The sequence below is a fragment of the Marinobacter albus genome (genome assembly GCF_030238305.1).
GTDB lineage: Bacteria > Pseudomonadota > Gammaproteobacteria > Pseudomonadales > Oleiphilaceae > Marinobacter > Marinobacter albus.
In genome coordinates, this window is the sequence record NZ_JASSQD010000002.1 from 704963 (window position 1) to 731047 (window position 26085).

At 59.6% G+C, this 26085-nt stretch carries 26 protein-coding genes; 9 read left to right on the top strand and 17 right to left on the bottom strand.

From position 1 onward, the window contains the following. Positions 1-71 precede the first annotated feature (71 nt). Together dnaG and rpsU are read right to left on the bottom strand one after the other, a co-directional pair. A complete protein-coding gene (gene dnaG, locus QQF73_RS14705) occupies positions 72-1799 on the bottom strand; it encodes a DNA primase (RefSeq protein WP_219867986.1) in 1728 nt (575 codons plus the stop codon). 152 nt (positions 1800-1951) lie between these two features. Next, on the bottom strand, positions 1952-2167 hold the full coding sequence (gene rpsU / locus QQF73_RS14710; RefSeq protein WP_007153483.1) for a 30S ribosomal protein S21: 216 nt from the start codon (positions 2165-2167) through the stop codon (positions 1952-1954). A gap of 236 nt (positions 2168-2403) precedes the next feature. Between rpsU and tsaD the strand changes: the two genes are divergently transcribed. Beyond that, positions 2404-3459 carry a tRNA (adenosine(37)-N6)-threonylcarbamoyltransferase complex transferase subunit TsaD gene (gene tsaD / locus QQF73_RS14715; RefSeq protein ID WP_219867987.1) on the top strand — a complete coding sequence of 352 codons (1056 nt, stop codon included), beginning with the start codon at positions 2404-2406 and terminating at the stop codon, positions 3457-3459. 9 nt (positions 3460-3468) lie between these two features. Here the strand turns inward: tsaD and plsY are convergent, their stop codons facing one another. After that, the gene (plsY, locus tag QQF73_RS14720; protein ID WP_219867988.1) at positions 3469-4062 is read right to left on the bottom strand and encodes a glycerol-3-phosphate 1-O-acyltransferase PlsY; all 594 of its coding nucleotides are present in this window, start codon (positions 4060-4062) and stop codon (positions 3469-3471) included. Positions 4063-4202: 140 nt separating this feature from the next. Here plsY and QQF73_RS14725 point away from each other — a divergent pair, with 140 nt between their 5' ends. Both QQF73_RS14725 and folK (QQF73_RS14730) read left to right on the top strand, forming a co-directional pair. Further along, a complete protein-coding gene (locus tag QQF73_RS14725) occupies positions 4203-4559 on the top strand; it encodes a dihydroneopterin aldolase (protein WP_285368648.1) in 357 nt (118 codons plus the stop codon). Continuing rightward, positions 4559-5083: a 2-amino-4-hydroxy-6-hydroxymethyldihydropteridine diphosphokinase gene (folK, locus tag QQF73_RS14730; protein WP_219867990.1), complete on the top strand. Its 525-nt coding sequence runs from the start codon at positions 4559-4561 to the stop codon at positions 5081-5083. Before QQF73_RS14725 ends, folK (QQF73_RS14730) begins: the two co-directional genes overlap by 1 nt. Here folK (QQF73_RS14730) and pgi read toward each other — a convergent pair. The 11 genes from pgi to dksA all read right to left on the bottom strand — a co-directional run bounded on the left by pgi (position 5066) and on the right by dksA (position 17107). After that, positions 5066-6727 carry a glucose-6-phosphate isomerase gene (pgi, locus tag QQF73_RS14735; RefSeq protein ID WP_285368651.1) on the bottom strand — a complete coding sequence of 554 codons (1662 nt, stop codon included), beginning with the start codon at positions 6725-6727 and terminating at the stop codon, positions 5066-5068. The two genes, folK (QQF73_RS14730) and pgi, sit on opposite strands and share 18 nt — an antisense overlap. Positions 6728-6759: 32 nt before the next feature. Next, entirely contained in the window at positions 6760-7608 is an 849-nt protein-coding gene (panC, locus tag QQF73_RS14740) for a pantoate--beta-alanine ligase (RefSeq protein WP_219867992.1), read from the bottom strand. Continuing rightward, entirely contained in the window at positions 7605-8399 is a 795-nt protein-coding gene (gene panB / locus QQF73_RS14745) for a 3-methyl-2-oxobutanoate hydroxymethyltransferase (protein WP_285368654.1), read from the bottom strand. Before panB ends, panC begins: the two co-directional genes overlap by 4 nt. Before the next feature lie 149 nt (positions 8400-8548). Next, positions 8549-9061 carry a 2-amino-4-hydroxy-6-hydroxymethyldihydropteridine diphosphokinase gene (gene folK / locus QQF73_RS14750; protein WP_219867994.1) on the bottom strand — a complete coding sequence of 171 codons (513 nt, stop codon included), beginning with the start codon at positions 9059-9061 and terminating at the stop codon, positions 8549-8551. Further along, positions 9058-10428: a polynucleotide adenylyltransferase PcnB gene (gene pcnB, locus QQF73_RS14755; RefSeq protein ID WP_219867995.1), complete on the bottom strand. Its 1371-nt coding sequence runs from the start codon at positions 10426-10428 to the stop codon at positions 9058-9060. Before pcnB ends, folK (QQF73_RS14750) begins: the two co-directional genes overlap by 4 nt. Next, positions 10421-10639 (bottom strand): hypothetical protein, encoded by a 219-nt coding sequence (locus QQF73_RS14760; RefSeq protein ID WP_219867996.1) that lies wholly within the window; start codon positions 10637-10639, stop codon positions 10421-10423. Before QQF73_RS14760 ends, pcnB begins: the two co-directional genes overlap by 8 nt. Before the next feature lie 508 nt (positions 10640-11147). Further along, positions 11148-12551: a sigma-54-dependent transcriptional regulator gene (locus QQF73_RS14765; RefSeq protein WP_285368656.1), complete on the bottom strand. Its 1404-nt coding sequence runs from the start codon at positions 12549-12551 to the stop codon at positions 11148-11150. A 7-nt stretch (positions 12552-12558) separates the two neighbouring features. After that, positions 12559-15516, bottom strand: a complete 2958-nt coding sequence (locus QQF73_RS14770) for an ATP-binding protein (RefSeq protein WP_285368657.1) — start codon at positions 15514-15516, stop codon at positions 12559-12561. Beyond that, a complete protein-coding gene (locus QQF73_RS14775) occupies positions 15506-15682 on the bottom strand; it encodes a hypothetical protein (RefSeq protein ID WP_219867999.1) in 177 nt (58 codons plus the stop codon). Before QQF73_RS14775 ends, QQF73_RS14770 begins: the two co-directional genes overlap by 11 nt. Before the next feature lie 50 nt (positions 15683-15732). Next, complete coding sequence (gene gluQRS, locus QQF73_RS14780) at positions 15733-16605, bottom strand: tRNA glutamyl-Q(34) synthetase GluQRS (protein WP_285368658.1); 873 nt, start codon at positions 16603-16605, stop codon at positions 15733-15735. A gap of 61 nt (positions 16606-16666) precedes the next feature. Further along, positions 16667-17107, bottom strand: coding sequence for an RNA polymerase-binding protein DksA (dksA, locus tag QQF73_RS14785; protein WP_219868001.1), 441 nt, complete (start codon positions 17105-17107; stop codon positions 16667-16669). Positions 17108-17287: 180 nt separating this feature from the next. Here dksA and sfsA point away from each other — a divergent pair, with 180 nt between their 5' ends. Next, positions 17288-18019 carry a DNA/RNA nuclease SfsA gene (sfsA, locus tag QQF73_RS14790; protein WP_219868002.1) on the top strand — a complete coding sequence of 244 codons (732 nt, stop codon included), beginning with the start codon at positions 17288-17290 and terminating at the stop codon, positions 18017-18019. Here sfsA and QQF73_RS14795 read toward each other — a convergent pair. Next, the gene (locus QQF73_RS14795; RefSeq protein ID WP_219868003.1) at positions 18003-18377 is read right to left on the bottom strand and encodes a Rieske (2Fe-2S) protein; all 375 of its coding nucleotides are present in this window, start codon (positions 18375-18377) and stop codon (positions 18003-18005) included. The genes sfsA and QQF73_RS14795 overlap by 17 nt on opposite strands. A gap of 18 nt (positions 18378-18395) precedes the next feature. Continuing rightward, the gene (locus QQF73_RS14800) at positions 18396-19952 is read right to left on the bottom strand and encodes a bifunctional aminoglycoside phosphotransferase/ATP-binding protein (protein ID WP_425607962.1); all 1557 of its coding nucleotides are present in this window, start codon (positions 19950-19952) and stop codon (positions 18396-18398) included. A 143-nt stretch (positions 19953-20095) separates the two neighbouring features. On the opposite strand from QQF73_RS14800, the gene mrcB reads away from it, so the two are divergent. Both mrcB and QQF73_RS14810 read left to right on the top strand, forming a co-directional pair. Beyond that, on the top strand, positions 20096-22426 hold the full coding sequence (gene mrcB / locus QQF73_RS14805) for a penicillin-binding protein 1B (RefSeq protein ID WP_219868005.1): 2331 nt from the start codon (positions 20096-20098) through the stop codon (positions 22424-22426). Beyond that, on the top strand, positions 22423-22998 hold the full coding sequence (locus tag QQF73_RS14810; RefSeq protein WP_219868006.1) for a tetratricopeptide repeat protein: 576 nt from the start codon (positions 22423-22425) through the stop codon (positions 22996-22998). Before mrcB ends, QQF73_RS14810 begins: the two co-directional genes overlap by 4 nt. Positions 22999-23052: 54 nt before the next feature. Here QQF73_RS14810 and QQF73_RS14815 read toward each other — a convergent pair whose 3' ends face one another. After that, the gene (locus tag QQF73_RS14815; RefSeq protein ID WP_219868007.1) at positions 23053-23988 is read right to left on the bottom strand and encodes a DUF4382 domain-containing protein; all 936 of its coding nucleotides are present in this window, start codon (positions 23986-23988) and stop codon (positions 23053-23055) included. A 217-nt stretch (positions 23989-24205) separates the two neighbouring features. Between QQF73_RS14815 and QQF73_RS14820 the strand changes: the two genes are divergently transcribed. The 3 genes from QQF73_RS14820 (at position 24206) to QQF73_RS14830 (ending at position 25948) form a co-directional block, all read left to right on the top strand. Beyond that, the gene (locus QQF73_RS14820) at positions 24206-24793 is read left to right on the top strand and encodes an RNA polymerase sigma factor (protein WP_219868008.1); all 588 of its coding nucleotides are present in this window, start codon (positions 24206-24208) and stop codon (positions 24791-24793) included. A 4-nt stretch (positions 24794-24797) separates the two neighbouring features. Then, positions 24798-25511: an anti-sigma factor family protein gene (locus tag QQF73_RS14825; protein WP_228743381.1), complete on the top strand. Its 714-nt coding sequence runs from the start codon at positions 24798-24800 to the stop codon at positions 25509-25511. Between the two features lie 62 nt (positions 25512-25573). Further along, complete coding sequence (locus QQF73_RS14830; RefSeq protein ID WP_219868009.1) at positions 25574-25948, top strand: hypothetical protein; 375 nt, start codon at positions 25574-25576, stop codon at positions 25946-25948. Positions 25949-26085: the final 137 nt, after the last annotated feature.

A 26085-nucleotide genomic window follows, 5' to 3' on the forward strand; every position in this document is an offset into this window, starting at 1 on the left:
TATAGCTGTCGCTCAGTTGCACTGCCACCGAATGGTTAGATGGTGATCAATGCGTCTAGTTTCAAGTGCTGTTAGTCCTGAGTGCCACTACTCAGGGCCCTCAATTCTTTCCGTTCCTCGGTCGTAAGGTTCGAAAAATTGCGCAACAGTGCCGCGAGGCGCTGCTGGCGCGATGTTTCCTCATTGGGACTCAGTAATTCCCGTGCCGCCGCCAATGTGCTCTCCCGCGCGGGAATGTGCTCAATCCCGTCGAACAGGTGAAAGAAGCGATCCCGGGCCTGATTGTTCAGGGCCAGGCAGCGCACCAGGGTTTTACGGTCCCCGATGTCCTGCTCCAGAATCCAGCCCGCAAAGTTGCGGGCCTGATCGAACTGGCGTGAGCTTCTCGACAGTTCGATGACCTCAGTCGCCATATCCGGTGCCTCCAGCAATGCCAGACACAGGATGCTGTCTTTGCTGAGCTTTACGTCGATCCGTTCTTCTGCGATGCGGTTCCGGCGCTCACCTTTCCATTGGCCGCCCTGGTTTTTCTGCCGGTTCTGCCACTGGTTACGGCCCCCACACAGGCGCAGCATTTCATGCCACATGGCATCCCGCAGGGTGCTCTTGGGCATTTTGTTCAGCAGCGGTTCTACCCGCGCCCGCAATTCACCCCGGTGTTCCGGCAACTGAAGGTCCAGACCCTCACTCTGCCGGTCAAACAGGTATCGGGACAGCGGCGTTGCCGCGTCGATCCGCTTCTGGAAGGCTTCCGGGCCTTCCTTGCGAACCAGTGTGTCCGGGTCTTCGCCCTGTGGCAGCATCAGGAACTGGAGGTGCATGCCGTCGGCGATCAATTCGAGCGCATTGTCCATGGCGCGATCGGCTGCCCTGAACCCGGCCTCGTCACCGTCGAAGCAGAACACTATGTGTCGCACTTGCCGGAGCAGGGCGGTCAGGCTGTCCTGGTTCGTTGCGGTGCCCAGTGTCGCGACGGCGTAATGAATGCCGTGCTGGGCGAGTGCAATCACGTCCATGTAGCCTTCGACAACGAGCAGCTTGTCCAGTTGTCTCAGTGCCTGCTTGGCTTCAAAGAGTCCGTAGATCTCCCGGCTCTTGTGGAAGACATCGGACTCCGGGGAGTTGATGTACTTCGCCTTGTCGTCGCCAAGGGTGCGTCCGCCAAACGCGATGGTTTTGCCCCGGCTGTTCCGGATCGGGAACATGACCCGATTGCGGAACAGGTCGCGTGGCCGGCCGTACTTGTCGGAAACCGTGCCGGTCTCAACCAGCGGGCCCTTCAGGTCCTTGCTGGCGGCATCGAACAGCGCCGTGCCAGCCGCCGGGGCATAACCAATCTGGTACTGCTGCACGATGGCGTCGTCAAGGCCCCGTTGTTTCAGGTAATCCCGCGCGTAGGCCCCTTGCTGGCCGCCCAGTGCCGACTGATAGAAGCGGTTGGCAAAATCCAGGGCATCGGTCAGTGTCCGCGCCTGCTGGATTTCCTGTTTGGCCGCCTTGTCGTAGGGCACCTCCAGGCCGGCCCGCTTGGCCAGTTCCTCGACCGCCTCGGTAAAGCCGAGGCCCTCGAACTCCCGGACAAAGCTGATGGCATCGCCATGGGCGCCACATCCGAAGCAGTGATAGAAGCCTTTGTCTGGTCTTACATTGAAAGACGGGGTCTTCTCATCATGGAACGGGCAGCAGGCCTTGTAGTTGGCGCCGGCTTTCTTGAGAGTGATGCGTGAACCGATCAGCTCCGCCAGATCAAGACGATCAAGCAGGTCTTCAACGAAACGTTGAGGGATCAGTCCACTCATGGAGACTCCAGATCAACCAGGACTTGTCGGGTTCGGCCATAGCCAAAAATGCCGCCGAAGCCAGGCCTCGGCGGCATTTTGTGAGTCGCTCTGTGCAGCCTGCGGCTGGACAGGCAATCAGTGCTTTGCAGTCAAGCGGCGTCGGTTAAAACTTAGTACAGACGCTCAAACTTGCGCTGTTCCCGCTGAAGCTTCTTGAGATGACGCTTAACGGCAGCGGCTGCTTTGCGCTTACGAACAGCGGTCGGCTTCTCATAGTGCTCGCGACGACGTACTTCGGAAAGTACACCCGCTTTTTCGCAGGAACGCTTGAAGCGACGCAGTGCTACGTCAAACGGTTCATTCTCTTTCACTTTAACAGCTGGCATTCGGAAATCACCTACCTGATAGATTCGGTTTCAATTTTGTCCATCTGGCCGGGCCAGACTGGTTCGATCCCTGGTCAGATTGGCTAAAACTCGACCAGTGCATATTTTAGGGCGGCAATGATAGCGCTTGCCTTATGGCGAGGTCAATGTTTGTTCGACCAAACTGACAGCGCGTTTCGGGTTTCTGCTAAAATGCCGCTCTCTTTATTATAGCCAACCAACGTGGCCTGGACATTATGCTGATTCTTGGTATTGAAACCTCCTGCGATGAAACCGGTGTGGCGCTGTATGACAGCGAGCAGGGACTGTTGGCGCATGCGCTGTTCAGTCAGATCGACATGCACGCGGATTATGGTGGCGTGGTACCTGAACTCGCTTCCCGGGATCACGTGCGCAAGCTTCTACCCCTGTGCGACCAGGTGCTGTCCGAGGCCGGCAAGACCAGGGCCGACATGGACGGCATAGCCTACACCGCCGGTCCCGGGCTGATCGGGGCACTGATGGTTGGTGGCTCGGTCGCCCACTCCCTGGGGTTTGCCCTCGGGCTTCCGGTTCTGGGCGTTCATCACATGGAAGGCCATCTGCTGGCACCAATGCTCGAAGACAATCCACCTGCCTTTCCATTTGTCGCCTTGCTGGTCTCCGGAGGGCACACCCAGCTGGTGCGCGTCGACGGCATCGGTGCCTATCAAATGCTGGGCGAATCGGTGGACGACGCGGCCGGTGAGGCATTCGACAAGACCGCTAAAATGCTGGGTCTGGATTATCCCGGCGGACCCCGGGTTGCGGCCCTGGCGGAGCAGGGTACACCCGGCCGCTACCGGTTCCCGCGGCCGATGACCGACCGCCCGGGACTGGATTTCAGTTTTAGCGGACTGAAAACCTTCACCCTGAACACGGTCAACGCCGCCCGCGAAGCCGGCGATCTTAACGATCAGACTCGTGCGGATATTGCCCTGGCATTTGAAGCGGCGGTCGTCGATACACTGACCATAAAATGTCGACGTGCACTGGAACAGACCGGCTGCAAGCGCCTGGTGATCGCCGGTGGTGTCAGTGCCAACAAGCGGTTACGAGCCGGGCTGGAGAAAATGGCGACCAAATTGAAGGCAGGTGTCTTTTATGCCCGGCCGGAGTTCTGCACCGATAACGGTGCCATGATTGCCTACGCCGGCGCCCAGCGCCTGAAAGCAGGCCAGCGGGATGGCGAACGAATCGTTGCCGTGCCCCGTTGGCCGATGAACACGCTGCCGCCGATCACCGAGCCCCGCTCTGAAGGGTTGGTGGACTGAGGTTGGCCCTTAAAGCCCTGTCTCCCGGCCCTGGGCCAGTCGAATCAGGTTGTTCCGGTGGCGAACGACAATCAGGATCGCCAGCAGACCGAACAGCGGCAAGGTTTTGGGTTCGAGAAAGGCGCTGATGATGGGGCCACTGATGATGGCGATCAGGGAGGCAAGGGCAGAGATGCGCCAGCGCCACATGACAAGCAGCCAGATTGCCGCCATCACCAGGGTGGTCACAGGAGCCAGGGCCAGGCCGGCACCAAGTGCTGTCGCCACGCCCTTGCCGCCCTTGAAATGGTAGAACACGGGGATCATGTGCCCGGTTACCGCGAACAGGGCTACCATGGCCTGTACCATCACCGAGAGCCCGCTAGCGTGCGCCAGCCAAACCGGCAACCAGCCCTTGGCGGCGTCCAGGATCAGTGTCGCTATGGCCGGCGGCCAGCCTCCGGTGCGGTAGACGTTGGTCGCTCCGGGATTGCCGGAGCCCTGAGCCCGGGGGTCTGGCAATTTCCACAGCCGGCATACCGGCAGGGCAAATAGCACGGAACCGGCAAGATAGGCGGCTGCGCAAAGCAGGACGGTTACAACCGGGTCACTGGGCAGATTCATGGTATCGGCTCTAAGGCGGAGACGTCTCAGGGTGTTGTGTGCGAAAATGCCGGCCCTGAAATCGCAGGCCGGCGTTAACACAGTATCCGCTGGTTGTGTGTTATTCAATCAGCAAAGAGTGGAATACTCCGGGAGTTCCTTTGGCAGACAGTGTGCTCATTGAAGGTCTGGTGGTGGAAACCGTCGTCGGCGTTTACGACTGGGAGCGAAAGGTTGACCAGCAATTGCTGGTGGACCTGGAGATGGCCTGGGACAACCGGATTCCGGGGGCATCCGACGACGTAAATGATGCTCTCGATTATTCCGCCGTCACTGAACGGGTGGTGTCGTGCCTGCAGGCGCTCAGGCCCCAGTTACTGGAACACGGTGCCGAACGGCTTGCGGCGGAATTGCAGGAGGTATTCGGGATCGCCTGGCTCAGACTGACACTCAGAAAGCCCGGGGCCGTGCCGGCGGCGCAGGCGGTGGGTGTCCGAATCGAAAGGGGAGCACGTTAATGGCCGGTCAGGTCCGGGTGTACATCAGCATTGGCAGCAACATCGACCGGGAACGCTATGTGTCCGCGGCGCTGGATGCGCTTGGGGCCTGGTTTGGCGAACTGGATATATCACCGGTCTATGAAAGTGAAGCTGTAGGCTTTGACGGGTCTCCGTTTCTGAATCTGGTGGTTGGAGTAACCACAACCCTGTCGGTCGGCGAGTTGTCCCGTCGCTTCAAGCAGCTCGAGGCGGACAATGGGCGCCGTCGCGATGTGCCCAAGTTCAGTGCCCGAACCCTGGATCTGGACATCCTGACCTACGGTGATCAGGTAGGTCAGATCGATGGTGTGGAGCTTCCTCGCGGGGAGATTCTCAAGAACGCCTTTGTCCTGAGACCTCTGGCCGATATTGCGCCGGAGGTTGAGCATCCGGTTTGCGGCCGGAAGTACCGGGAGCTGTGGAACGACTACAATACGGGCCAGAAACTCTGGCCCGTGGATTTCACCTGGAAGGGCCGCCGGATCTCACTGGCCGCCCGCTGACCGAAACAGGTCGATCAGGTGGTCGGTCGAACTGTCACTGTCTGACGTCTGTTCGCCCTCACCCAGCAGGCGCGGGAGAATGCCCTTGCCCAGCTGCTTGCCCAGCTCCACCCCCCACTGATCGAAGGAATCCACGCCCCAGATCACACCCTGCACAAAGGTCCGATGCTCGTAGAGGGCTATCAGCGCGCCGACCGTTTCCGGCGTTACCTTGTCCATGATCAGCATGTTGCTGGGCTTGTTGCCGGGAATCACCTTATGGGGGGCCAGCCGTTCGATCTCGGTGTCCGCCAGTCCTTCCGCCTTCAATTCAGATCGGGCCACCTCCAGGGACTTGCCGGCCATCATGGCACGGGCCTGACTGAGGCAGTTGGCAAAGAGATCGGCATGGTGGGTGGCGACCGGATTGTGGGTCTTCAGGGGAATAATGAAATCTGCCGGTATCAGCCGGGTGCCCTGATGAATCAGCTGGTGATAGGCATGTTGGCCATTTGAACCGGTGCCGCCCCAGATGACTGGCCCGGTTTCATAACCCAGCGGATCGCCGGCTTCGTTCACGCTTTTGCCGTTGCTTTCCATGTCCAGCTGTTGCAAATGGTCCGGCAGGCTGCGCAGGTAGTGGTCATACGGCAGGATGGCGTGGGTGTCGGCGCCCCAGAAGTTGTTGTACCAGACGCTCAGCAGCCCCATTACTACCGGGAGGTTCTGCGCCAGTGGCGCGTCCCGGAAATGGCTGTCCATGGCGTGAGCGCCGGCCAGCAGCTTCCGGAAGTTGTCCATGCCTACAACCAACGCCACGGGAAGGCCGATAGCGGACCACAACGAGTACCTTCCGCCCACCCAGTCCCACATCGGAAATACGTTGTCGGCATCGATGCCAAAGGCTTCCGCATCTGCCACGTTGGCCGTTACGGCCAGAAAGTGGGTGGCAATGGCGGCTTCGTCACCGCAGTGATCGAGAAACCACTGTCGTGCCACGGCGCTGTTTTCCAGGGTTTCCTGAGTGCGGAAGGATTTCGACTGAATGAGGAAGAGGGTGGTCTCGGGATTGACCAGCTTGAGCGTTTCGCAGATGTCCGTGCCGTCAATATTGGCCACGAAATGGCAGCGCATACTGCCTTGCCAATAAGGTTGCAGAGCCTCGCCCACCAGCTTCGGGCCCAGGTAAGAGCCGCCGATTCCAATGCTGACCACGTCGGTCAGGGGGTTGCCGCTGTATCCGGTTCGGGATTGCTCGAGAACGCTGGTCACAAAGGTCTCCATGCGATCCAGAGTGTTCCGGACTTCCTCGACCACATCGACGCCATCCACCATTATGGCCGCGTTGCCCGGGTTCCGGAGGGCGGTGTGCAGGGCTGGTCGGTCTTCCGTCGTGTTGACCTTGTCACCCCGGAGCAGGGCGTCCCGACGATCTTCCAGCTGGCAGCTCCGCGCCAGTGCCAGCAGGCCGTTGAAGGCGTCGTCGGTGATCCGGTTCTTGGAGAAATCCAGAGACAGGCCGGCGCCCTCAATGAAGTACCGCTCTGCCCGGCCCGGGTCATCCGCAAACAGTCGGGTCATGGGCGTGGCCAGAAGCTGCTGTTGTAAACGCTCCAATGCCTTCCATTCCGGTTTGGAGGTCAGCTTGCTCGCGGTGTCGGGCATCAGAACATCCTTTCTCTGTCGGGTTTGCTTGATTACCGTGTGATGGAAAGATTGTCTATCAGGCGAGTCGTGCCCAGAAATACCGCTGCCAAAAGAGTGATTTCGGTGTCTTCTGCGGTTGCGGGTTTGAGGGTCCGGCTGTTCACGATATTGAAGTAATCGGGGCGCATCCCGGCTTTGCTGAGCTTGTCCCGGGCTTCGTCCTCAAGAGTCTGGAAATCGGAACGCCCCTCGGACAGCGCCCGAGCAGTGTCCTGCAGGGTTTGGTGAACTGCCGGAGCTATTTTGCGTTCGTCCGCCGAGAGGTAACCGTTGCGGGAGCTTTTCGCCAGACCGTCGTCTTCCCGGACGGTGGGGGCGCCGACAACTTCCACGGGCATCATCAGATCCCTGACCATTTTTCGGATTACCGCGAGCTGCTGGAAGTCCTTCTCGCCAAACACGGCAAGGTCTGGCTGGACCATATTGAACAGCATTGTCACTACAGTCGCCACGCCTTCAAAATGCCCCGGTCGGCTGGCGCCGCAATGGCCATCGCTGACCTCGGGCACGACGACCTGGGTCTGTTGGGCCAGGCCTTCTGGGTAGACTTCATCGACGCCGGGAGCGAACACGAGGGTGTTGCCAGCCGCTTCGAGCTGTTCCTGATCTTCGGCCAGGGTGCGTGGGTACTTGTCCAGATCCTCGCCGGCACCGAATTGCATCGGATTGACAAAGATGCTGGTGACGACCACGTCGGCGGCCTCGGCAGCTTTGCGAACGAGTGAAATGTGACCCTCGTGCAGGTTGCCCATGGTCGGAACCAGACCGATGGTTTTACCCTGTTGCCGGTAGCCGCGGAGAATGGTGCGCAGTTCTTTTAGGGAATGTACGGTTCTCATGCCTTGAACGTGTGCTCCTCGGCGGGGAAAGTGCGCTCGCGTACTGCGGAAACGTAGGCGGCAAGGGCTTCCTGAACCGAGTTGGTCTCGGCCAGAAAGTTTTTCACGAAACGGGGTTTGCGTCCGGTGGTTACGCCCAGCATGTCGTGCAGCACCAGGACCTGTCCGTCGGTGTCGGCACCGGCGCCAATGCCAATAACCGGGGCTTTGACCGCCTGGGTGATACGAGCCGCCAGGGGTGCCGGGACGCACTCAAGCAGGATGACATCGGCCCCGGCCGCTTCGAGTTCACAGGCGTGCTCAATCATCATTTCCGCCGCCTTCTCATCACGCCCCTGTACCTTGTAGCCACCGAACTTGTTGACGAATTGCGGAGTCAGGCCCAGATGAGCACAGACCGGGACACCTCGCTCGCTCAACGCGCTGATGGTGTCTTTCATCCAGTCGGTACCCTCGAGCTTGACCAGATGGGCGCCGGCCCGCATCAGTTCGGCGGCGTTTTCCAGTGCGGCGTCCACGGTGCCGTAGGTCATGAACGGCATGTCGGCCATGATCAGTGCGCCACGGTTGCCCTTGGCAACGCAGCTGGTGTGATAAACCATCTGGTCCATGGTGACGGGCAGGGTGCTGTCGTGCCCCTGCAGAACCATGCCAAGGGAGTCTCCAATCAGAATGACATCAACGCCCGCTTCACTGACCAGCTGGGCAAAGGTGGCATCGTAGGAGGTGAGGACAGAAAAGGCTTCGCCTTTCTGCTTGTATTCCCGAAGGGTATTGATGGTAACAGCCATAAAATCCTTGCCTTGTGGGTGGATGGGCCAAGACCGGGCCGGGGTCTGCCGGCATTCAGTGCTAAGGGTAATCCGGGGGTATGTCTGAGGCAATAGTAGCACGAACCCTGGCGCGGATAGGCCCGTCTGTCCTGGCGCCCAGGCCTTTCTCAAGATGGGGCGAGGGGATCCCTGTTGATCGGGGGAAGCTTGCGCAGCCGGTTGTCGGTACAGTGTTGGCGAAGTGCGCTGATGCTCCGGCCGTCAGGAAGTGTCAGGTCCGGATTCAGGTCCAGTAGGGGCTGAAGCACAAAATCGCGGTTCGGCAGTTCTTTGTGGGGGACGGTTAGCCGTTCGTCCTCAAGGGTCTGGTCGCCAAAGATCAGCAGATCGAGGTCCAGGGTCCTGGGGCCCCAGTGGCGAAGTCGCTCCCGCCCATGCTGCTGTTCAATCGATTGCAGGTGATCGAGGAGTGCATGTGGCGTAAGTGAGGTGCGCAGCCAGACAACGCCATTGACGAAATCCGGTTGATCCTGGGGGCCAACCGGGCGGCTGGCGTAGAAGGGTGACTGGGCGACGAGCACGGACTCCGGCAATGTCGCCAGTGCCGTCACCGCCCGCGCCAACTGGGCCGCCGGATCTTCGAGGTTGCTGCCGAGGCCGATGAAGGCGTCAGTCATCATTGCTGGGCGGGCCGTTTCACCGGTGGTTTGCCGCGACGCCGGCGCTTCTTCGGCGCGTCACTGCCCAGTTCGGAAAGCATGCGCTCCTGCCCGCGCTCGTCCGTTTGCTGGAAATCGGTCCACCACTGACCGAGACCGGGCTCGATTTCACCGGCCGCTTCCCGCACCAGCAGGAAGTCATAGGCAGCCCGGAAGCGAGGGTGGCTCATGGTGACAAACGCGCGCTTGCCCTGGCGGCGGGGCAGACGCATCTGCAGCTCCCAGATTTCCTTCATGGGGCCGGAGAAGCGCTTGGGTATGGATGTGGCCTGAACCTGGCGCCCAATGACTTTGCCGATGGCCCCATGCAGTGCAGGCTGCACCGGATCGCCATGATCCTGGCGGCGGGTCCATTCAGCCTGCAGGGCTGGCCAGAGCATGGCCGCAAACAGGAAATAGGGGGTGACGGACTTGCCCTGGGCAATGCGGGCGTCGGTGTTTTGCAGCGCCTGGCGAATCAGCTCGTCCGGTTCACCATTGTCGATGGCCCGGACGGTTTCGGGGAACAGGGGGGCCAGCAGGTTGTAACGGATCAGGAGATCGTAGGTAGCTTCGCCCTGGCCGGCGGAAAACAGCTTCAGGACTTCATCAAACAGCCGCGCCGGAGGAATATGGGTCAGCAGGGGGGCCAACTCCCGGATCGGTGCCTCGGTTTCCGGTTCGATGTCGAAGTCCAGCTTGGCGGCGAACCGGATGGCCCGGAGCATGCGGACCGGGTCTTCCCGATAACGGGTTTCGGGGTCACCGATCAGCCGGAGTTGGCGATTGCGCAGGTCCTCAATGCCGTCGGCAAAATCAATGACGGTAAAGTCGCGAATGCAATAGTAAAGGGCGTTGACTGTGAAATCCCGCCGCAGAGCATCTTCTTCCTGGCTGCCATAGACATTGTCCCGCAACAGCAGTCCGTGTTCACTGGTTCTGCGGTCATCATCCGGTGTGTCGTCATCAGCCTGGGCGGCGTTCCCGCGGAAGGTGGTCACCTCAATGACCTCCCGGCCAAATACCACGTGCACTATGCGAAAACGGCGGCCGATCAGCCGCGAATTGCGGAACAGATCGTGGACTTCTTCGGGAGTGGCATTGGTGGCGATATCGAAGTCTTTCGGTGTTCCGCCCAGGAGAATGTCGCGCACACCACCGCCAACGAGGTACGCCTCGTACCCGGACTTGTTCAGCCGGTTGAGCACCTTTTTCGCGGGGTCGCTGATTACCGAGCGGGAGACATTGTGCTGGTCGCGCGGAATTTCCCTTCGTTGATAGGGGCGAGGCTTCTTGTTTCCGCTGCCGGGAATGAAAGAACGGAGTTTGTCGACGAGTCGTTTAGGCATTGAAATCCGTGGTTGCGATGAGCAAAAACCGAGAGTTTAACGGTTTGCGCAGGATTTGCCCACGTCTGGCCGGGAAAGTGGCGTTTAAATACAGGAAGGCCAGAAAATCAAAAGGCGGATCCGTTTTCACGAATCCGCCCTGAAAGCGTTGACGATCTGCATTGTTGTTGTTGTTACCGGGATTTTTCTTGATTTTTGTACCCCACTGCATATCCCCGAACAACGGGGCATCTCAGCAGCGCAAACGGAAAGCTTTGAATACATAGAGCGGCTAGGGACATCGGGCGAGTCAGGGGTAGCTGCAGCGTCGCCTGTCGACGATTCTTCTCTACATCTACAACTCACACGTGCCGTGGGACCACTAAAAAGCAAAGTACCCAAAACACTCAGTTCGCTCACGTTCTGTATTTGTTTTTGTTGCTGAACGTTTCTCTGCAGCTTTTTGTTTTTGTTTTAGCGCTGCGTTGTCATTGTTGTTTTTGTTGTTGTGCGCTTAATAGAGTGCAGTCGGTGTGCCAGTTTTTGGATTTGCTTTATTAACAGCACGTTACGAATTTTTAGGTCGTAAGTGTTACCCCGTACCCAACCAAAGTGTTACTCAGGTCACGTTAATTCTGGATGGAGTGTTACCGACAGGAACAGGCAGGTAACAAATGAGCAGAGGTTCACACTTTTTGCCGGGCCAGGCCAAAGTCGGGCGCGGCCCGGTCTTCGCCAATTCAGTTGCCTGAGGATTTTTTCCGGGGAATACCGAGGCGCTGACGGCGTTCCCACAGGGATTTCCGGCTGATTCCGAGCTTCTGGGCCAGTTCGGTTTCACTCATCCGATCCTGGTTTTCCAGCACAAAGTGCTGAAAGTAATCCTCCAGCGACAGATCGTTGGAGGAATCGACATCGCTGGCTCGGCTCTGTTCGTTGTTGCCTTCCACCAGGGTTTCCGGAATGTGTTCGTCGCCGACTTCGCTGTCCAGGTCCAGCAGCGCCGGCGTGATGACATCGCCGTCGCAAAGAATGGTGGCGCGCTCAATAGCGTTCTCAAGCTCACGAACATTGCCGGGCCAGCGGTGGCGTTCCAGGACGCGCATGGCTTCCGGGCTGAAGTTGAGGTTGGGTTTGCCCATCTTCTCGCCCTGGCGCGTCAGGAAACGCCGGGCCAGCCCGAGGGTGTCTCCCTGGCGCTCGCGCAATGGTGGTATGCGAATCTGCATGACGTTCAGACGGTAATACAGGTCCTCGCGGAACTCTCCGGTCCGGGTCATCGCTTTCAGGTTCCGGTGTGTTGCGGCAATCATCCGGACGTTCACCTTTCGGCTCTGGGTCGAGCCCACCTTGCGGATCTCACTCTCCTGCAGGACTCGGAGCAGCCGGGCCTGTGCCTCGGCTGGCAGTTCACCGATCTCGTCCAGGAACAGGCTGCCCCCATCGGCAGCCTCGATCAGCCCGGTCCGGGCCGATACGGCACCGGTGAAAGCGCCTTTTTCGTGGCCGAATAGTTCGGATTCAATCAGGCTCTCGGGAATGGCTGCGCAGTTGACCGAGATCAGGGGCTTGGAGGCCCGGGGGCTGAGAAGGTGGAGTGCCCGGGCAGCCAGTTCCTTACCGGTGCCGGATTCCCCCCGAATCAGTACCGTAGTCTCGGTTGGCGCCACCTTGCGAATCAGGGTGAACACCCGCTCCATGGCGTCGCACTGGCCGAACATGACGTTGGCCGGATCACCGTCCTCCGGTGCGGAGGAGGAGCTGCCCTGATTGTCGGACTTGCCCGGAGTGGGGGGTTGACGGGCCAGAATGTTCTCGACTGCGGCCAGCATTTCGTCGTGATCAAAGGGCTTGGCGATATATTCCACCGCCCCCATCTTCATCGAATCCACCGCCGAACGGAGGCTGGCGTAACTGGTCATGATCAGCACCGGGGTATTTGGCGCGCGGTTAATCAGTTCGGTGCCAGCGGCGCCCGGTAACCGAAGGTCGGAGATGATCAGGTCAAAATGTTCCGGTTCAAAGTTTTGCTCAGCCTCTTCTACCGAGCCGGCGTCGGACACTTCGTAACCGGCGTGCTGCAGCAGCTTTCGTACCGCCGAGCGAATGATGTCTTCATCTTCTACGATCAGAATGCGAGGCATATAAGTGTTATGACCTTTCGTTCTGGCTGATGGGCGTAATGCCGGTTTCCGGTTCGAAGGCGGGCAGTCTCAGGCGTACACAGGTTCCCTTGCCGGAAGCGGCCGGGCTTTCCACCTGAACGTTACCGTAATGTTCTTCCACAATACTGTACACCAGCGACAGGCCAAGCCCTGTACCTTTATTGGGTGCCTTGGTGGTGTAAAACGGCTCGAAGATGTGGTCGAGCTGATCCTGGGGAATGCCTGAGCCTTCATCAATGACCTCGATAATAGCGGAGTAGCCGTCACCGTTTCCACTGACCCGGATGGTGCCGCCATCGGGGGACGCGTCCCGGGCATTTGCCAACAGGTTGACGAAAACCTGGACGAGGCGCTGTTCATCCCCCAGCACTTGCAGGTTCGCCGGGCAGTCATTAATGAAGTGGATGCGCAGGCCTTTGTCGCTTAGCGACAGCAGGTTGATGGATTCGTCCACGCAGCGTCGGATTGTGACTGGCTCGTAGTGGTTGGCCTGCGCATGGTTGCCGGTACGGGCGAAATTCATCAGCGATTGCAGAATGGTGGAAATCCGGCGGGTTTGTTGTTGAATCTGTTCCGCGGTGTCGAGTATGTCCGGATTATCGGTTTCCAGTTTCAGGTTCTGGGCCAGGGAGGAAATGCCGGTTACCGGATTGCCGATTTCATGGGCCACCCCCGCGGCGAGTCGACCAACAGACGCCAAACGCTCGCTGTGCATCAGTTCGTCTTCCAGAAGCCTGGTCTCCGTTTGGTCCTCCACCAGGATGATACTGCCGCCTTCCGGGTGGTCCGGGCCGCTGAGCGCTGCCTTGTGCAGGTTCAGCCAGTGGGGCTTGCCCCGCAGGTCGAGCCGGTGTTTGTACCGGTGCAACTCCTCGCCGCTGTTGAAGTCATCCAGCAGCAGGTGCCAGTGTTCGGGCAGTGCCAGCAGTCGGGCACCGACCACGTCGTCTGCGGTGATGCCGGTGAGGCTCTCCATGGCGTTGTTCCACATCAGGATTTCGCCATCCTCACCGACAGAACACGCGGGAATGGGGAGGTTCTGAAGGGTTTGCCGGTAATGACGTCGCAGGTTGTCCAGTTCCCCGGCCAGGCCGGTCAACCGGTTCTGGTACTCGCCCAGTGCCCGTTCCACGTAGCGGATGTCCTGCGCGGTGCCGCCTCTGGTCATGGGTTTGAAACCCAGGTAACGCTTCACCATATCCCGTGCGACGGAAGGCCCGAGCAGGCCGGACAGGTTGATTTCCACCTGATCCCGCAGCCGGCGCAACTGGTAGGGGCGATACTCGACATTGGGCAGTTTGAGTTGCGCCAGCGCCCGTTCCACTTCGCGCTTGGCCACACCAAAGCCAAGCGGTTCCGCCAGCTGCTTGGCGAATTCCATTGATGATGTTGCCAGCAGTTCCCGCCGCTGCGGGCGGGAGAGCGCCCCCATTGAGCAGGCCTGGGCGGCACTGGCTTCTTCTCCGGTGCTGGTGCTCAGCATGGAGATCAGCGCAAACACCGTGACATTGGCTGTCAGGCTGACAAAGACGAAGATGTGCCAGTTGCTGTAATCCGGGATGATCGGAGCGCCCAGAACGGCCAGCAGATTCGCCGTGTGGGAGAACGGCAGAACCAGGGTGGCGGTCCAGATCGTCAGGCCCACCAAAAGGCCGGCGATGAGTCCGCGCCGGTTGCCCTCCGGCCAGTAAATGACGCCGAGTGCGCCGGGCAGGAGTTGCAGCATCCCCGAGAGCGAAATGATACCCAGGATTGAGAGGTCGAGGTTCTTGCCCAGGGTTTCGTGGAACAGCAACGCAAGAAAGATGATGACGGCGATCAGCAGGCGCTTGATCCACTGCAGCCAGCTGTAGATGTCACCCTGTTCACGCGGTGTCTTCAGGGGAAGCACCACATGGTTAAGGACCATGCCCGCAAGGGCGAGGGTGCTGACAATCATCAGGCCGCTGGCGGCGGACAGGCCGGCAATGAACATGAACAGGGTCAGACCGCGACTGCCCAGCGCCTGGGCTGTGCCAATGGTGTAAAAGCTTGAGCCGGTGGTGACGGCCAATTCCTGGCCGCCCCAGAGTATCAGCGGGACCGGCAGGCCGAGCAGCAACAGGTACAGGGGCAGCCCCCAGCTGGCTTTGGCAAGTGCCTTCGGCGAGGGGTTTTCGCTGAATGTCATGTGGTACATATGAGGCAGCACCAGGGCGGCGGCGAACGACATCAGCATAAGGGCTCGCCAGCTGCCATCGTCGACGTTGAGGGTCATGGTGGTCGCCGACGAACTGTTGCTGAGCAGCCAGGCATCGAGGCCGTCCATGCCGCCAAACACGCTGAACAGGATGACACCACCGAGGACCAGGAGGGCCACCAGTTTGACCAGGGAGTCGAAGGCAATAGCCAGGACCAGCCCTTGATGGTTTTCGGAGGTCTGATCCCGGCGGGCGCCAAACAGCATGGCAAAAAGCACGACGGTGAGGCTGAACATCACGCTGATGACGTTGGGCGAGGTGTCCGGCGCCAGAATGCTGGCCGACGTGGTGACCGCCTGGATCTGCATACTGAGCAGCGCCAGAATCGCGACGCCGGAACACAGGGTGACCAGGGTGCCGGCCCATTGGCTGCGATAGCGATAAGCAAACAGATCGGCCAGGGAGGTCAGTTGGTAAGCGCGGCCGATACGCAGCACCGGGTTCAACAGGACCGGAGCCAGCAGGAAGGCGCCGCTGATACCAAGGTAATAGGCGAGGAAGCCGTAGCCGGTTTCGGCGGCCACGCCGACGGCCGCGTAAACGGCCCAGATGCCGGCATAGACGCCGAGGCTGAGGGTATACACCAGGGGGTGCCTGACCCAGTGTCGGGGCAGCACGCCGCGTTCGGTGATCCAGGCGATGCCGAACAGGATAACCAGGTAGAACAGGCTGGCGAATAGCAGCCCGGCGGCGCTAAAACTCATTGGGGTCCCGTCGCCATTCCAGCCAGAAGCCTACGGCAATGAGTCCGGCCCAGATCGCATAAGGGCTGTACCAAGCGTTTCCCGGTGACGTCCACCAATCGAGGATGTTCGGCGAAAAAATGTAGATGGCCAGGACCAACAGGAAGACCAGACGGTAGATATACATCAGGTATGCCATCCGCGCTGAGGTTTGTGAAAGGCTTTATACCATGTCGCTTACCTTGATGTCAGGTGGATGGCTCCCCGCCGCCAGTGCCTGACGCCCCAGTCAAGAATCGTGTCGACAGTCTCCTTGCCGAGCGTCCCTGGTGGTTGCTGCCCCAGGGCGTCCAGCGCCTGAACCAGGTTCTCCGCCGGGTGGTCGTCATCAAGGGGCGGTGCATGAGTTTGCTTGCTCAGCTTCTGCCCCTGTTCGTTGAGAATTACGGGAATGTGCAGCCAGTTGGGAGGCTCGGCGCCCAGCGCCCGGTAGATCTGCTGTTGCTGGGCGGTCATGTCCAGCAGGTCGGAGCCGCGGACCACGTCGGTGATGCCCTGGCCGATGTCGTCCACCACCACCGCCAGTTGATAGGCGTAGAACCCCTCCTTGCGGAGAATCACCGGATCATCCAGTTCCGCCGTAACGTGCTGGACCTGGGGGCCGAGAAGCTGGTCCTGCCAATGGCTGGTCTCGTCGTTCAGCGCGAAGCGAATGGCGTACGGCCGATCACCGGGCGTGATGTTGCCCTCCCGGCAGTGATTGGGGTGACGGCCGCCATGAAGTTTCAGTTCTTTGCGCGAGCAGGCGCAGCGGTACGCATTGCCACTGGCGAGCAGGCGTTCGATGGCAGCCTGATAGGCGTCGTGCCGTCTCGACTGGAAGCGTACCGCCTCATCGGGCATCAGGCCGTGGGCCTCAAGGCTTTGCAAAATTTGGCCGGTAGCCTCGGGAGGCTCTCGCAGAGGGTCCAGATCTTCAATGCGGATGAACCACATGCCCTGATGCTGGCGGGCTTCAAGATAGCTTGCTAACGCCGCGACCAGAGAGCCGAAGTGCAGCGGGCCGGTTGGGGAGGGCGCGAAACGGCCCCGGTAACGTGATGGTGTCATGGGCAGTCAGTCAGCCGGCCGCTCAATAAATGCGGTGCCGGCTGCTGGGGGTTGGCCTGGCTTAGATGCCGGTCTGGCGCTCGCGAATTTCGGCGAGTGTTTTGCAGTCGATGCACAGGGTTGCAGTCGGGCGCGCTTCCAGACGACGGATGCCTATTTCGACACCGCACTGGTCGCAGAAGCCATAGTCGTCCTTGTCGATACGGTCGATGGTCTGATCGATTTTCTTGATCAGTTTGCGCTCGCGATCGCGGGTCCGCAGTTCCAGGCTGAATTCTTCTTCCTGGGTTGCGCGGTCGCTGGGATCCGCGTAATTTGCTGCATCTTCCTGCATGTGGTGCATGGTGCGGTCCACTTCTTCCATCAGCTCCTGCTTCCATTGCCGCAGCAGATTCTTGAAGTGCTCCAGCATGTCTGCACTCATGTACTCTTCACCCTTCTTCATTTCGTAAGGGGTGAAGTTAGTAAAACGTTCGCGTGGTTGTTCTGCAGTGTTTGCCATTGAACCCGGCCTCTTGTTTGTACTTCACAAGAACGCTTTGCTTCCCACCGCCTGAGCCCCCGTGGCTGAGCGGTTGAACCCTGGATGAAGCAGACGTCCTGAAAACGGGAATTTGCGGAAAATAGCAGATTAGTCACGGGGGTGCCAGCCTTGTGACAACTACTTTTGTACGGAGATCACATGAAGTTTCCAGAACCTTTGGTTGAAGGGCGTCTGATTCGCCGATATAAGCGCTTCCTCGCAGACGTGCGTCTTGCAGACGGAAGCGAGGTGACGGCACATTGCCCGAACACCGGCTCGATGCTCGGGTGCCAGCCCGACGATGCCAGGGTCTGGTTGAGTCGGAGTGATAACCCGAAGCGCAAACTGCAATTCACCTGGGAACTGGTCGAAACTGCGCCGGGTGCGCTCGCGTGCATCAATACTGTCCGGCCGAACGCCCAGGCTCGCTCGGCGGTGGAAAGTGGCCGGGTGGCCGAACTCACCGGCTACGAATCTTGCCGGACAGAAGTGAAATACGGCTCCGAGAAAAGCCGTATCGACCTTCTGTTATCCGGGCATGGCAGCGAGCCGGATGCCTGGGTGGAAGTGAAAAACGTCACCCTGGCGGAGAACGGTCAAGGTTTTTTCCCCGACGCGGTGACGACCCGGGGGCAGAAACACCTGAGGGAACTGATGGCTCAGGTAACCGCGGGCGACCGGGCCGTGCTGTTTTTTGTGGTGAATCACACGGGCATCGAGACCGTTCGACCGGCGGACCATATTGATCCGACCTACGGACAGTTATTGAGGGAAGCCTGCGACGCCGGTGTCGAGGTGATTGCCTATCGGGCCGATCTAATGGGCGAGAGCGGTAACCCGACGGGAGTGATGAGCCTGACCGATTCGGTGCCGGTCATTCTTGAAATCTGATCTGAACCTCCCCGTTTTCAATTCTTGTATCGAGGGCGGTCAGCGCGTCGCCCTGGCAGGGGCCGGCGATGCACTCGCCGGTGCCGGGCTTGAACAGCGCCCCGTGGGTCGAGCATTGAATGAACAGGTTGTCGGAATCCATGAACCGACCGGGCATCCAGTTCAGTTCAATGCCCAGGTGGGGACACTGATTGACATAGGCCCGGAGCTCGTCGCCGTCCAGGAACAGGAACCCGGACAGTGGCATTGAGCCGGGTTCCGCATTCGGGCGCTGAATGCGGAACTCCACGATTCGCTCCGCGGTAATTTCGTCCCGACGGCAGACTGGCTGCCACGGGCTGGCTGGCGTCGAGGTCATGAACGCATCCTTCCCCGGTCAGCGCGGGCCAAAACCGAAGTGTTGACGAATCCGGTCAGCGACGGCCTCGGCCACATGCTCCTGATCCGTATGCAGGTGGATGGTGTGACTGCGTTCCTCGGTCGTCAGTGGCTCAAACCAGCTCTGCTGTTCGTCCAGGAGCTCCTCGGTCGCCTCGGACGCGTCGTTCGTACGCTTGCGAATCCATTCCCGGCGCAATTCCTCCGGTGCCTCACAGTGCAGCAGGGCGAAAGGCACGGCCTGCTCTTCGGCGACCTTGGCAAAGAGGGAACGCTCCTGTTCTTTCAGGCAGGCTGCGTCTATTACCACTGGAAGCCCGGCCGCGAGCAGGTTGCCGGCAACATCCGCGAGGCGCCGGTAGGTTTTCTCCGTGGCTTCCGGGGTGTAGAGGTTGCCGCGGGTGGGGGATTTGCTGTTTGCAAGGGGAGCCAGTCCGTGGATTCGTTTGCGCTCCACATCTGACCGCAGTCGTATCAGGCCCAGTTCGCCGGCCATGGCCGAACACACGCAGGACTTTCCGCTGGCAGACAGGCCCGTGGTGGCGAGCAGGTAAGGGTTGGGGATGGCGCTGTAATCCTCGGCCAGCTGAGCGTAATCACGGTAACGCTGCATCAGCCCGGCTTTCTCCGCATCGCTCAAAGACGGGTTGCCCATGGTGAACAGGGCGATCTTGGCCCGCACCATGGCACGATAAGCCTTGTAGAGTGGCAGCAGCGGGAGTGCGTCGAAATCGTCCCGGTATTCCAGGTAGGTGTTGAGTACCAAGTTACTGAGGGCCTGCTCCCGTCGGGACTCAAGGTCCATCAGCAGAAACGCCAGATCGTTGATCACATCAATCCAGCGGAACGGTTCATTGAATTCGATGCAGTCGAATACCGTAACCTTGTCCTCAAAACGCGTGATATTCGCCAGGTGCAGGTCACCGTGGCATTCGCGAACCAGGCCATTGGCCCGGCGCTGGGCAATCAGGTCGCGGTGCCGTTCAAAGGTGGTCTCGGTCCAGGCTTCGAGGTTATCCAGCTGCAACAGAAGGTCCTTGTCGTCGATCATCGGACGAATCTGGTCAAAATTCTCCTGCATGGCGGCGTACACCGCCTCCGGGGTGCCCAGGGGCTTGTCGTCGGGGACCGTGGGCAGCCGGTCGTGGAAATCGGCCACCTGTCGGGCGAGGTCCGTCAGCAGTGAGGGATCGAGGTTGCCCTGCTCCTGCAACCGATCGAACAACTGGTCCTGTCCGAACTGGCGCATCTTGATGGCATACTCGAAGGCCTCGCCGGTCCCGCCAAGCACTGGCTGGTCTGGTGTGCCGGTAATGGGCAGGACCTCAAGGTACAGTGGCTCGGCGAGTCGGCGATTCAGCCTGAGCTCCTCCTCGCAGAAATGCTTGCGCCGGGCCAGGGTCGAGAAATCCAGGAACCCGAAATTCATCGGTTTCTTGATTTTGTAGGCGTAGTCACCCGTGAGGATAACCTGCGAAATGTGAGTCTCAATGACCTGAAATCCGTTGACTGGGTGATCGTAAAGCTCAGGATTCTGCAGTGCCCGAACCAGCATTTCTGAGGATGTCTCGCTCACGGTGTTCTCCTAACTTTCCCTGAACTCATTGAATTTTAACCGGCCCATCATAGCCGCCAGATTACAGAAATAACACACAGTTGGCCTGCCTTTACTGCGATGGCCTTCGTTATAATCCGGTCATGAAAAAATCTAGCTCATCGTCCAGATCACGCAGGAAATCACCCCGAAAGTCACCGAGGAACGGTCGCCGACCATGGTTCTGGCGGTTCTTTGGCCGTTTTGCCGCCATCGGATTCGTTCTGCTGGTTGGCTGGACGGTATACCTTGACGCGGTTATTACCTCGCGCTTTGAGGGTCGAAGGTTTGAAGTGCCCTCCCGGGTCTACGCTCGCCCTCTGGAGTTGTACGATGGTGCCGGTATCAGTTCTGGCGCCCTGGAACGGGAACTCCAGCTCTCGGGCTTTCGCAAGGGGGATGGTAACCGTGCCGGCACCTATCGCCGCAGCGGCGGGCATTTTGTCATCAGCACCCGGGGATTCCGGTTCCCGGATGGCAGCGAGTCGAAGCGCCGGCTGGCGCTCAATATCTATGGTGACCGGGTTCAGGATTTCTCGGTGCTGAACGGCGAAGCATCGCCCATTGTGCGCCTGGAACCGGCGCAGATCGGCGGAATCTACCCGTCCCACAAGGAGGACCGGATCCTGGTGCAGTTGGAGGAGGTTCCGGCACTGCTTCCGGCCACACTGATGGCGGTAGAAGACCGGAACTTCTATGACCATTTCGGAATCGCACCGCTTTCCATAGCCCGTGCCATGCTCGCCAACATTCGCGCCGGGCAGATTGTCCAGGGCGGTAGCACCCTGACCCAGCAGCTGGTCAAGAACTTCTTCCTGACCCGGGATCAGACCCTGCTGCGCAAGGGCAATGAGGCCCTCATGTCGATTCTTCTGGAATTGCATTACGAGAAGGGGGACATCCTTGAGACCTACCTGAACGAGGTGTATCTGGGGCAGGCGGGCACTCGCAGCATCAACGGCTTCGGGCTGGCCAGTCAGTTCTATTTCGGGGAGTCCCTGAAGGATCTGGACGTGCATCAGGTTGCCCTCCTGGTGGGTATGGTCAAGGGGCCTAGCTACTACAATCCGCGACGCCATCCCGACCGGGCCACGGAGCGCCGGAACCTCGTGATCTCGGAAATGGAGGAAGCCGGCCTGATTGATTCCGTGCGCGCGGCGCGCGCACGTGGGCTGCCACTCGGGGTCAGCGGAAAACCCTCCTATTCCGAAAACCGTTATCCGGCCTATATCGACCTGGTTCGCCGACACCTGGCGCGGGATTACCGTGAGGAAGATCTTCGCAGCGAAGGGCTGCGCATCTTCACGACCCTCAATCCGTCCATTCAGTACGCGGCAGAGTACGCGGTGACGGATACCTTGCCCAGGCTGGCCAGTGGTGAAACCCGGAAAGCGCTGGAGGCTGCGCTGGTGGTTACGGCCAAGGACAGCGGCGAGGTATTGGCACTGGTGGGTGGGCGTGATCCCCAGTTTGCCGGGTTTAATCGGGCCCTCGACGCCAATCGGCCTATCGGCTCGCTGATCAAACCGTTCATCTACCTGTCTGCCCTGGAGCAACCCGAGCGCTACACACTCATCACGCCGGTGCTCGATAAATCCTTTGTCCTTGAGTTTGATGATGGCCGGCGTTGGGAACCGAAGAACTACGATACCAAGGAGCGTGGTGAGGTACCCCTGCACGAGGCTCTGTCGCACTCCTACAACCTGCCTGCAGTGCGCGTAGGGCTGGACATCGGGGTGGACGTGGTCAAGGAAACCCTCCAGGAGTTCGGGGTCACCTCCAGCATCTCCGAGTATCCGTCGATGCTGCTGGGATCGGTGTCCATGAATCCGGTGACCGTGGCCCAGATGTACCAGGGTCTGGCGACATCCGGCTTCAATACACCCTTGCGTACCATTCGCGAAGTAACCGATTCCGGTGGTGAGGCGCTTTCCCGTTACAGCCTGGAAGTTGATCAGGTGGCTGACCCGGCGGCGGTGCATCTGGTGCAGTACGCCATGCAGGAGACCATGCAGGAAGGAACCGGCCGGTCAGCCTATTATACGCTGCCGAAGGAGCTTGCCCTGGCAGGCAAGACTGGTACCACCGACGACGGTCGCGATTCTTGGTTTGCCGGCTTCAGTGGCGATCTGCTCGCCGTCGCCTGGGTTGGCCGGGATGATAATGGCCCGACGTCGTTGACCGGTGCCAGCGGCGCACTGCCGGTCTGGTCGCGGTTTATGGCCCGGGTTCCCCAGCATGGCCTGTCACCGGTCGTTCCCGATGGTGTCAATTATCACTGGGTCAATAGCGAAAGGCAGGCGTTGACCGACGAGTACTGTGACAATGCCCGGCTGGTGCCACTGATCGCCGGCAGTGAACCCGATCAAACGGTGTCGTGTTCTGGTACCCTGCAGCGTCGAATCCAAGGCTGGTTTGAAGGATTTTTCCAATGAATACGCGTTTTCTGATTTGCGCCGGTTCGATGACGGCGTTCCTTGCCCTTGCGGGCTGTGCTTCGTCGCCGGGAGAGTCGATTTATGTGCCCATTGGTGGCGATGCACCGAGGGCGCCGGAGCCGCCCCGAACAACGAGTGAGCCCGAAGAGCCAAGGGTTTGGCGAAAAAGTGAGCAGCCGGAGACGTCCGAGCCGGTGGAGTCGAGCCCGCGCAGTACGTCTCCAAGCTACCGGGATTCCGGGGAGAGCCTGTCTCCGGCCGCGCTCAGCCTGATTCGGGAGGCGGACGGCCTGCTTGCCCGGGGTGACGCGCCTGCGGCCATCGCCCGGCTCGAGAGGGCCCAGCGAATTGCGCCCCGTTCTGCCGAGGTCTACTTCAAGCTCTCAGAGGCTTATGTGGCGAGTAATCAGTTGGGAGCGGCGGAGCAGTTCACCCTGAAAGGTCTCTCGCTGGCTGGCAATGATGCCCAGATGCAACGGGCGGGCTGGTTATTGCTGGCGGACATACGAAGAGCCCGTGGTAACGTTGCGGGGGCAGATCAGGCCGAAGAGAGGGCTGCGGCGCTCTAACAAAAAAAGCCCCTGCCAAGGCAGGGGCTTTTTCAGTTCAGAGGATTCTTCTGGTTACTGCACCAGCGGAATCGGCTCTGCTTTTGCTTCGGTATTCACAACAACCGTCACGTTCTGCGTACCTTCGAACTGGATAGAATCATCCGACTCGTTGTCATCCAGCTGGCAGCTGTAGCTGACGGTGTACTCGCCCGCAGTCAGGAACGCGGCAGTGTAGGAGTGAATGCCGTCGTTATCGGCGTCCGTGACCGGGATGGCCATCAACGGACCGATGTCTTCTTCCCTGTTCACGTTGATGTCGGTCGGCGTTACGTCGGCGCCTTCATAGACGTAGGCGGAGCCTTCATAACCATCTGAGCAGTTGGCCAGTTCGGCGCTGTTCAACCGGGTGGAGTTGATGGTTACATAATCCACTTCACCACTGATCGAGCCCACTTCCAGGTTGTTGACCAGACGCAGGGACGGCTTAACCAGGTAGTCTGCCAGCGATTCACCTTGCGGGTTCACAATGGACTTCCTGACATCAAAGTCGATGGTGAAGTCTGTGGTGGTGTCTGCTGCCACCAGGAAGTCACCCTTGAGCTTCAGGCCGCTCTGCTCGCCAGAGGGTACTGCCAGGGTTTTTTGGATGTCGGGTTGATCTTTCAGCACGAGGAAAGAGCTTTCGGTGTCCACAAGCAGGCGAAGCTCGCTGTAGGGGCCGGCCGGCACTTCTTCATCGGTGATGAGCGGCTCGCTCATGCCACCCTGCAGGTCCAGGAGGTCCCAGGTTTTCGGCTCATCGAAAGTGAACTCGACCCATTCGCCGTTCTCGGGTTTCAGGGAAATCCCGGTGAACGCCACGGTTACATTGGAAAATTCCATGGCCGGCGCGTCGGTCACGTCAAAGGAAACTGTTCCGGTTGAGCCTGAGCCATCGCTACCACCGCCGCAGGCGGCAATACCTGCAGCCAGGGCTGAGACGGTGAAAAAACGGATGGAACGCTTCATATAAACCCCCTTGGTTTATTTCTTGGTGTATAGCCGAAAAAAATCGCTATGTGACGTCACTATCACGTTCGCGAAATCCTTAGAGTTCCGCAATTTTTGTTAACGTTTCCTCATGGTTCAGTCATGAACCCGCTTCCGGAGCAGCCGGTGAATGCAGTGGGGAGGTAACTGTTATAAACTGCGGGGCCGAATAAAAACCACGCAGGTAGTACCGGTTTTGTCCCTAGTTCCGTTCAGGCTTTCCAAGACCCGGCGTTTCGAAGCGCTTGTGCAGCCACATCTGGAGGTGATGTACCGTTTTGCCTATCGATTGGCGGGGCAGCAGCACGACGCCGAGGATCTCGTTCAGGATGTGGTAGTCAAACTCTACCCCAGGCTTGAAGAGCTCGAGTCCGTTGAACAACTCCGCCCGTGGCTGAACCGCGTGTTGTACCGACAATTCATTGATCAGGTCAGACGCAAGGGCCGTCAGGGCGATCGCCCACTGAGTGAGTTGATTGATGGCGATAGCCACGCGGACTGGCTGGACAGCCTCGAATCGGAGGAGGAAGGTCCCGAGGCCCTGCTTGAGCAGGAACGCCTGGGGCCGGTACTGGACCGGGTTCTGGAAACACTCTCTCCGGACCAGCGCACGTTGGTGTTGCTGCACGACGTCGATGGCTGGCGACAGGAGGACATTGCAGAGGTACTCGAAATACCCCTCGGTACGGTGAAATCCCGACTGCACCGATGCCGCGCAATGCTGCGAAAAAAATTGCAGCGGGAGCTGGAACCAATCTCCGGGTCCGGGCGTGTAGGAGAGTGAGGTAATGACTATGTTGTGTCGGGAAATTCGTGTAAGCCTACCTGCTTACAGCAACAATGAGCTCTCAGAAGCACGCACTGAAGAGATTGCGCGGCATCTGCACACCTGTTCGCTGTGTCGTGACTGGCTCGAATCCGAGCGGGTTCTGACCGGTGCGCTACGGCGCCAGGCTGCCATTCCCGCGCCGTCGAGTGGGTTTGAGACGCGGGTGCTTGATGCGGCAACCGGTAGCGCGCCCGAGACTGGCAAGGGCTGGAGTCACTCTGTCCTGGGTGGCGCGATAGCCGCTGCGTTGGCACTCGGTATCGGTCTGGGTGTGATGCTGGACGAGCGGTCACCGTCTCCGGACACGCCGGTCGCGAGCGCTGAATCTGCGGGCGAGAGTCAGCCCGAAAGTAGTCTGGCGGAGGTTGGTCAGCCGACCGAGCGCACCGTCCGCCTGGCCTTCCGCTCGGGTGAAGCGCTTGAAGATGTCACTCTGACCCTTGAGCTGCCGCCCCACGTGGAGCTTGCCTCCTGGCCTGGCCAGCATGAGTTGAGCTGGAAGGTCAGCCTGGATGCCGGCGAGAACGTTTTGTCCTTGCCTCTCAAGGTTCTGTTCCCCGGTTCCGGAGAGCTGGTTGCCAAGCTTGATACCGGTGATCGCCAGAAAACATTCAGGGCAGTGATTCCGGAGAGTGAGAACGCTATGCCAATGAAAGAGGGGCCATCGTCGTGATGTATCGTACTTTGGGAACTGCTGTATTCCTTCGTGCCTGTGTAATGGCCGCTGGATTGTCTGTGTCCCTGGGCGCTGCGGCCGCAGAGGATCTTGATGTCACCATGCGCATGGTTCTGGACGATGCCGAATTAACGGAATCCGTCGTCCGGGAGATTGAGTTGCCCATGGCTACCCCGTCCGAATTGCAGAGGGGAAAATCGGTGTCGAACCCGGATTCATCGCAAGATGGCCTGAACAGCAGTCGGGAAGTCGGCCAGTCTGTTGCCGATGACGCCCGTGGCGCCAGAGGGAGTGTCGACGCGGTGCGGGAAAAGCCGGAGCTTCCGGAGAAAATTAACGCTCCCCAGAAACCTGAGCGCCCTGAGGTCTCGTCTGATGCAAAAGATCGTGCACAGGATATCCGGGGTAAAACCCCGCCAGGCCTGGACCGGTAATCCGATCGGCTGAGTCTGTGCATCGTCAGGCGATCTTCCCCTTTTTTTAGTGCCCTCCTTGCTATACTCTCCAGCGTTATCGCCCGGTAGCGCTGGTATGTCCTTCCGCCAGCCTGCTGACTCATTCGTTGATCCGG